Here is a 6914-nt window from a genome sequence, read left to right on the forward strand (position 1 = left end):
CACCCCCGAAGTCGATGACGTCCGCACACACTCCAGGTGGGTGGCGGACACTCCCTGTCGCGGGCGTGGATGAAACGCCACGAGCGTGTAGCGCCGGGTAGGGGTAAAGGAGAGGGGCCGTGTCCCGCACTCCGCCCCGATTCCTCAACTTCCGGCGCACGTTCGCGCTGCTCATCGTCCTGGTGGTGGTGCCATCCGCCGGCCTGTCCGGCTTCGGGGTGGTGGCCATCATCAACGAGCGTGCGGCCGTGGAGAAACGGCTCGAGGCCGCCTGGCGCGGCACGCTGGAGTCGCTGTCGGAGGAGCTGCCGGGCATCCTCGCCTCGGCGAGCCTGGAGCCGGTGAATGGCCAGCTCCAGTTCATCCTCCCCGACGGGCAGCCCGTGTCGGAGCCGGACGGCGCCTTCCAGTTGGAGGACGGGCAGGTCCGCACCCGGGACTCCCAGCTGGCGGAGGCGCTCAGCACCGTGGTGCCCGAGGCGGGCGGACTGCCCACCGAGCCCACCGTCTTCTCGCTCACGGCGGGCGGGCGAGCGGTGCTGGTGGCCGCCGAGCGACGCGGCAGCGTGGTGCATGGCGTGCGGCTGTCGGTGCAGCGGCTGGAGGCCCTGCTGGCCGAGCGCGTGGACCCCCGGGCGGTGTCCAGTGAACCGGTGCGCTTCGCCCTGCTGCCCGTGCCCCGGGAGCCCTCCGATGGTGGACTGATGGGGCGGCTGGTGTCCGAGGTGGCGCAGGCGCGCGCCAGCGCCCTGGGCCCCACGGGGCTCGCCGAGCGCGTGCTGTCCTCGCCCCTCCAGGACTTCCGGCTGGTGGTGCTGCCCACCGGCGAAGACCCGGTGGCGCGCGCGTCCACGCGCAACCGCGTGCTGTATGGCGTACTGCTGGGCGTGTTCTACCTGACGCTCACCTTCGGCGTCGTCTACACCGGCCGCGCGCTCTACCGTGAGGCGCAGCTGTCGCGGATGAAGACGGACTTCGTGTCGCTGGTGAGCCACGAGCTGCGCACCCCCCTCACGTCCATCCGCATGTTCATCGAAACCCTGGCCCTGGGGCGGCTGAAGGACCCGGCGCAGATGCAGGAGGTGCTCACCCTGCTGATGCGCGAAACGGAACGCCTGTCCATCTTCGTCGAGCGCGTGCTGGACTGGGCGCGCATCGAAGGCGGGCGCAAGGTGTACCAGCGCGAAATCGTGCCGGTGTCGGAGCTCGTGAACGCGGCGGTGGAGGCCTTCCGCACCCAGCGCATGGAGGACGGCGTGGACCTGACGGTGGAGGTGTCAGACGGCTTGCCCGCGCTGGACGTGGACCGGGCCGCGGTGGCCGGCGCGCTGCTCAACCTGCTGCAGAATGCCTACAAGTACAGTGGGCCGGACAACCGCCGCATCACCCTCCAGGTCCGGGGCAGCGGCAAGGGCGTGGACCTGACGGTGGAGGACAACGGCGTGGGCATCGCTCCGCAGGAGCGCGCTCGCATCTTCGAGCGCTTCTATCGCGTGGACAACCTGCTGACGCGCAGGACGGAAGGCAGCGGGCTGGGGCTGGCCATTACCCGGCGCATCATCGAAACCCACGGAGGCCGCATCTCCGTGCAGAGCGAGCCAGGCAAGGGAAGCCGGTTCACCATCCACCTGCCGGCGGGGAAGGCATGAGCGACAAGACGCGGAGCATCCTGGTCGTGGAGGACGACCTGTCCATCCTCACGGGCCTGTCCATGAACCTGCGCTTCGAGGGCTACGAGGTGCTCCAGGCCCAGGATGGCCGCACCGGCCTGGCGCGCGCGCTGGACGAGTCGCCGGACCTGGTGGTGCTGGACGTCATGCTGCCGGAGCTCAACGGCTTCGAGGTCCTCAAGGAGCTGCGCCAGCGCGGCCGGGACACCCCCGTCGTCGTGCTCTCCGCCAAGGGCATGGAGACGGACAAGATTGTCGGCCTCAACCTGGGCGCGGACGACTACGTGGTGAAGCCGTTCGGCCTCCAGGAGCTGCTGGCCCGCATCAAGGCCGTGCTGCGCCGGCGCTACCCGTCCGCGGGGGCGGGCTCGCCGCCGCCGGTGACCTTCGGTGACGTGAGCGTGGACATGGCCGCCCGCACGGTGGCACGCGCGAGGACGCCGGTGGAGCTCACCGCGCAGGAGTTCAAGCTGCTGGCGCACTTCCTCGCGCACCCGGGACGCACCTTCACCCGCGAGGAGCTGCTGTCCGGCGCGTGGGGCTACCACTACGAAGGCAGCGCCCGCACCGTGGACAACTTCATGCGCCAGCTGCGCCTGAAGTTCGAGCCCGACCCGGAAGCCCCCCGCCACTTCCTCACCGTGCGCGGACTGGGCTACCGCTTCGAGCGCTGACGGGCGCTCACGGTCCGGCGATGCCGATGTGGCGCGAGTCCTCCAGGTCGAAGGGCTTGCCGTCGAAGCGGCCGTAGCGCTCGCGCGGCACCAACCCCGCCGCGGTGAGCGCTGCATCCAGCTCCTCCGGCGTGAAGTGCCGCAGCTTGAGGCGGCGGATGGGGCTGGCCCCACCGGGCGCACGCCGCTCGCGCAGGTGGAGGGTGAAGAGTGGGCGGCGAGGCACCAGGCCGGCGCTGGGCGCCTCGTCGTCTCGGGGGAGCACGGGCTCGCGGGGCGTGTTGAGCACGTCGTAGACGAAGGAGCCATCCGGCGTGAGGTGGTGGCGCACCGTGGCCAGCAACGCCCCCAGGTCATCCTTTCCCGGCATCAGCCCCAATGCGTGCTGGGGCGCGAGCACCAGTGGGAAGCGCTCGTCCAGGCGCAGCGAGCGGAGGTCCGCCACCTGGAAGCGCGCCCGGCGTGAGACGTCCTCGGGCTCCGAGCTCCGCCGTTCCTCGGCGGAGCGAATCATCACCTCCGAGGGGTCCACGCCCACGGCGTCGTAGCCATCACCCGCCAGCGCCCACACCACCCGGCCATTGGCGGCTCCCAACACCAGCACGGGCCCGCCATGCTCGGCCGCCTGGCGTGTGTAGAACAGGAGGTCCGGCTCCTGAGCGACAAGAGAAAGTGGCATCCGGCCCCGCGCGTCATGACCACCCATTCGAGGAAGGAAGTAGCACGAATCCGGCCTCGCCCGGGACAGGCACGTACTCACGCTGGGAAGCGGATTACCCACATCGTGTCCGGCGCCCGACGGACACACCGCGCTTCAAGGCTGCTCGTGCTGGCACCGTCCTTGCGAATGAACGGGGATTGAACACGACGACCCACTTCGGGCCGGTCGGCTTTTCAGCGGGGAACGGTGACGAGATGAAGCGCGGATGGGGATGGGCGGGCGCGCTCTTCGTGGCGGGTTGGGTGTGGACGGGCTGTGGCTCGGGGAGTGACACGACGGGCACCGAGGGCTTGGACGTCCCGCCCTCGGAATTCCCCCAAGCCCCGGAAGGCGATGCAGGCACGCCGGACTCGGGCACGCAGGACTCCGGGACACCGGCCGAGCCCGACGCGGGAGAACCGGATTCGGGCACGCCGGACGACGACGGTGGCACGCCGGATTCGGGGACGCCGGACGACGACGGCGGCACCCCGGACGGGGGCCCCGAGGAAGTGCCGCTGCCCACGCCTTCCGCGGCGAACTGGGAGTTCTTCGGTCGCGAGGCGGGAGGCCCCCGCTTCATCCACGGCGTGAGCGCGGATGCATCCGGTAACATCTGGGTGGCGGGCGGCGAAGAAGGGCTCTTCCTGATGAAGAAGGGTGAGCGCACCTTCCGGCGTTACACGATGGCGGAAGGCCTGCGCCCGTACGGCTACATGCCGGACGGCAGCGCGCCGCCGGGACCGAAGTACCTCAAGGTCATCTCTGTCGCGGGCGCATGGAACGACACCGTCTTCGTCGGCTACGAGGGCATGCCGGGCGACGGCGCGCTCCACTGCGAGAACAACTGGGACAGCAACGTGCCGGACCCCGCGCGCTACAAGAGCGGTGACGCCGACCGTGTCTCACTGCGCGCGGACGGCACGCTCGACGTCGTGCACTACGACATCTTCTCGGGACCAAACGTCGTCGACGCCGAGCTGCGAGGCCGCGAGAAGCTCTGCAACATCTGGCGCATCGCCTATGACGCGAAAACCAACAGCGTCTGGTTTGGCGCCAACCACGGCCTCGCCCGCGGTGACGCGGACTACCGGGGCGACCCGACGTGCAACGGGCAGTTCCACTGCTGGGGCGTGGAGGAGCACTCGCACCCGGGCATCAACGCGTACATCTACACGAACCCCACGGCGGACCGGGCCCAGTACGGAGAGGACCGGAGCCGGTGGAGGGTTCAGCCCGCGCTGCTCACGGATGCATACTGGGGCCTGGGCGTGCGTCCGGACGGCGACGTCTGGGTCGGCGGCGCCAACCGGACGACGCGCTACTTCTACGGCACCGTCGCGAACGACTTCTGGGAGGGCCAGACGCGGACGGAGTCCCGGGCCTACGCATGGAACCGCATCGACATCTGGAAGGACGCGGTGGGCGAGGAGCACTACTCCCGTCCGGAGCAGCGCACGGATGACCTGGTCTCCGGCATCGCCGTCACGGGCACCTCCGCTTGGGTGGGCTCCTTCGGCCACGGCCTCGCGGAGCTGAACGACAGCGGCCAGGTGGTGCGCACGCTGAAGAGCGAGTTGGCCGCGCCGCACGTGGCCAGCGTGGCGGCGGACCCGGCCAACGGCAGCATCTGGGCCGGTCACAGCTGGGGCGGCGGCCTCTCCCGTGTCCGGGGCGGCTCCGTCTCCCACTACGGCCTCTCCGTGCTCGGGCGTGAGCTGTCCAGCATGCGCGTGCCGGACATCCAGGTAGACCGCTCCGGCCCGCGGCGCCGCATGCTGGTGGCCTTCCAGGGCGCCACGCTGAGTGACGGCACCGTGATGCCGGGCACCATCGGCATCTACTCCGGGGATTGAGCGGTCCTTCAAACGGAACGTGGGCGGCGGCTGGGCTTCTTCACGGGAGCCCGGTCGTCGCCTGTTCTTGACTCGTGGCTACTTGTACCAGGGGTACGTCAGGTTGGAGGGGAGCAGGAAGGCCCAGCCCGCGTCGATGACCACGGGCCCCTTGCCGGGCCTGCCATAGACTTCCACCGGGACCTTGGTGACACCGTCGTCGTAGGGGTAGGCCATCGGCATGTCCCCGGTTCGCAGACGCACGTCGCGCAGCGCCACGCGATGTTCTTTCACGTTGTACAGCGTGGCCACGAAGCGAACGCGCTCGTCGTCGTCGCTCGGCACTTCCTCGCGCAGCACGGTCATCAGCATCGGGGTCCGCTCATCCGCCATCACGCTTCGGATGAGCTTCCGCGTGTGGCGTGACCCACGCCAGAAGACCAGCAAGCCCGCGATGAGCAGGATTGCGCCCCAGGCGAAGAACGAAACGAGCTCCGTCAGCTCGTCCCGTCCGGCGTCCATCAGCTGGTGTCGTTGGGACCACCCATAGAGCATCAACACCGCCCCCACGAGGGCCATCACGACGCCTATCCGGCGGGTCGACGACAGGTCCTGTCGCAACAAGGCAAGCAGCGCGTCACGGTTCAACTGCGCGGTCCTCGTCAGGGAGCTCGCGTTCAGCATCGTGCCAGGCCTCCGGAATCGATGGACAGCGTCCTAAGCCGTTCGGCTCGCCGCTGATAGCGCGCGATGAAAGTCCTGGGGCCATGCCGGGCCGGGAGAGGCGGGACGCCACCCGCGCGCCCCCAGGCCGTCAGTCTGCCACGGCCCACAGCCCCACGGTGCCATTCCCCTGCCCCCACGCCACGAAGGTCCGTCGGGGGAGAAGACGGCATCACGCGACTGGAGGTCGTTGTCGTCATCGTCGCTGGCACGGAAGAGGACCTCTCCCGTGTCGAAGTGGTGGAGGGCGAAGCCCCGACCGTCGTGAGCAGCGGCGAGCAGTTGCCCCTCCGAGTTGACGTCCAGGCTGCAGGCGTAGCCATAGAAGCCCGGAATCGTCCGGACGAGGCGGCGCTCCTCTGCGTGGACGACGGCGACGTTTTGAGTGGGGCCCCCCACGACCAGCAGGGGCTCCCGGGGATGGAGCCACCACGAAGCTCCAGGCGCACCATCGAGAACGGCGCGACCAGGGCCGCAGCGTCGTACACGTATTGAGCTGCTTCAGCGAGAGGGCGGCCACTTCCTATTTGTACCAGGGGTACGTCAGGTTGGCCGGGAGCAGGAAGCCCCACCCCGCATCGATGACGATGGGCGCTTGGCCAGTCTTGCCATACACCTGCACCGGTACTTGGGTGACACCTTCCTTGTATGGGTACTGCAGCGGTTTGTCCCCCTGGCGAAAATGCACGTTCCGGAGCACCACGCGCTGTTGCTCCGGGCTGTACAGGGTGGCGACGAACAGGAAGTGCTCGTCATCTCCCGGCACTCGCTTGCGCTCCACCGTCATCAGCAACGACGTCCGTTCATCGGACTCCACGCTTCTCACCAACCTCCGCGTGTAGCGGGGCGCCAGCCAGAAGGCGGCCAGACCGATGACAATCAAGAGACTCCCCCAGATGGGGAGCTGGGCGCTGAACGGCCATCGGAACCTTCCGGAATCGAGCGCCCGCTGGAACGATGACGCGCCGTAAAGCACCGCCAATGTCCCCAACGCCACGCCCACGCTGGCCCAGCGGAAGGAGCCCGCGAGGCGCTGTCGCAGCGCATCAATCAATTCGTCACGATTCCCCTGCACAGGCTTCACCTTGGGACGCGCATCCGTCACCACAGAGGACCTCCAGGTTCACTGACCCGCGTCCTAAACCGCTCCGCTTCGTGCCGATAGCCTCCGTCGACCGCGCACCGGCCCTGCCGGGCGTGCAATTTCCGCCCGTCGCGGGCCAGCGGAATTCCATGAGCCGCCGTGCGGCGACGCCGGGCTGCCCCGCTCGCCTTCGTCACGCCCCGGGAGCCCGCCCCGCCCACCTCCGAC

6 protein-coding genes are annotated in these 6914 nt (G+C 69.3%); 3 read left to right on the forward strand and 3 right to left on the reverse strand.

The features are described from left to right. Positions 1-119 precede the first annotated feature (119 nt). Both HNV26_RS08695 and HNV26_RS08700 read left to right on the forward strand, forming a co-directional pair. Positions 120-1649: a sensor histidine kinase gene (locus tag HNV26_RS08695; RefSeq protein WP_171441189.1), complete on the forward strand. Its 1530-nt coding sequence runs from the start codon at positions 120-122 to the stop codon at positions 1647-1649. Beyond that, positions 1646-2344, forward strand: coding sequence for a response regulator transcription factor (locus tag HNV26_RS08700; protein ID WP_011551466.1), 699 nt, complete (start codon positions 1646-1648; stop codon positions 2342-2344). Before HNV26_RS08695 ends, HNV26_RS08700 begins: the two co-directional genes overlap by 4 nt. A 7-nt stretch (positions 2345-2351) precedes the next feature. Here the strand turns inward: HNV26_RS08700 and HNV26_RS08705 are convergent, their stop codons facing one another. Then, a complete protein-coding gene (locus HNV26_RS08705; protein WP_171441188.1) occupies positions 2352-3050 on the reverse strand; it encodes a class I SAM-dependent methyltransferase in 699 nt (232 codons plus the stop codon). 152 nt (positions 3051-3202) lie between these two features. Here HNV26_RS08705 and HNV26_RS08710 point away from each other — a divergent pair, with 152 nt between their 5' ends. After that, a complete protein-coding gene (locus HNV26_RS08710) occupies positions 3203-4900 on the forward strand; it encodes a ligand-binding sensor domain-containing protein (RefSeq protein ID WP_171441187.1) in 1698 nt (565 codons plus the stop codon). 78 nt (positions 4901-4978) lie between these two features. Here the strand turns inward: HNV26_RS08710 and HNV26_RS08715 are convergent, their stop codons facing one another. Continuing rightward, a complete protein-coding gene (locus tag HNV26_RS08715; RefSeq protein WP_171441186.1) occupies positions 4979-5563 on the reverse strand; it encodes a hypothetical protein in 585 nt (194 codons plus the stop codon). Between the two features lie 562 nt (positions 5564-6125). After that, complete coding sequence (locus HNV26_RS08720) at positions 6126-6707, reverse strand: hypothetical protein (RefSeq protein ID WP_171441185.1); 582 nt, start codon at positions 6705-6707, stop codon at positions 6126-6128. Positions 6708-6914 lie beyond the last annotated feature (207 nt).

Source organism: Myxococcus xanthus (assembly GCF_013116825.1).
Lineage (GTDB): Bacteria > Myxococcota > Myxococcia > Myxococcales > Myxococcaceae > Myxococcus > Myxococcus xanthus_B.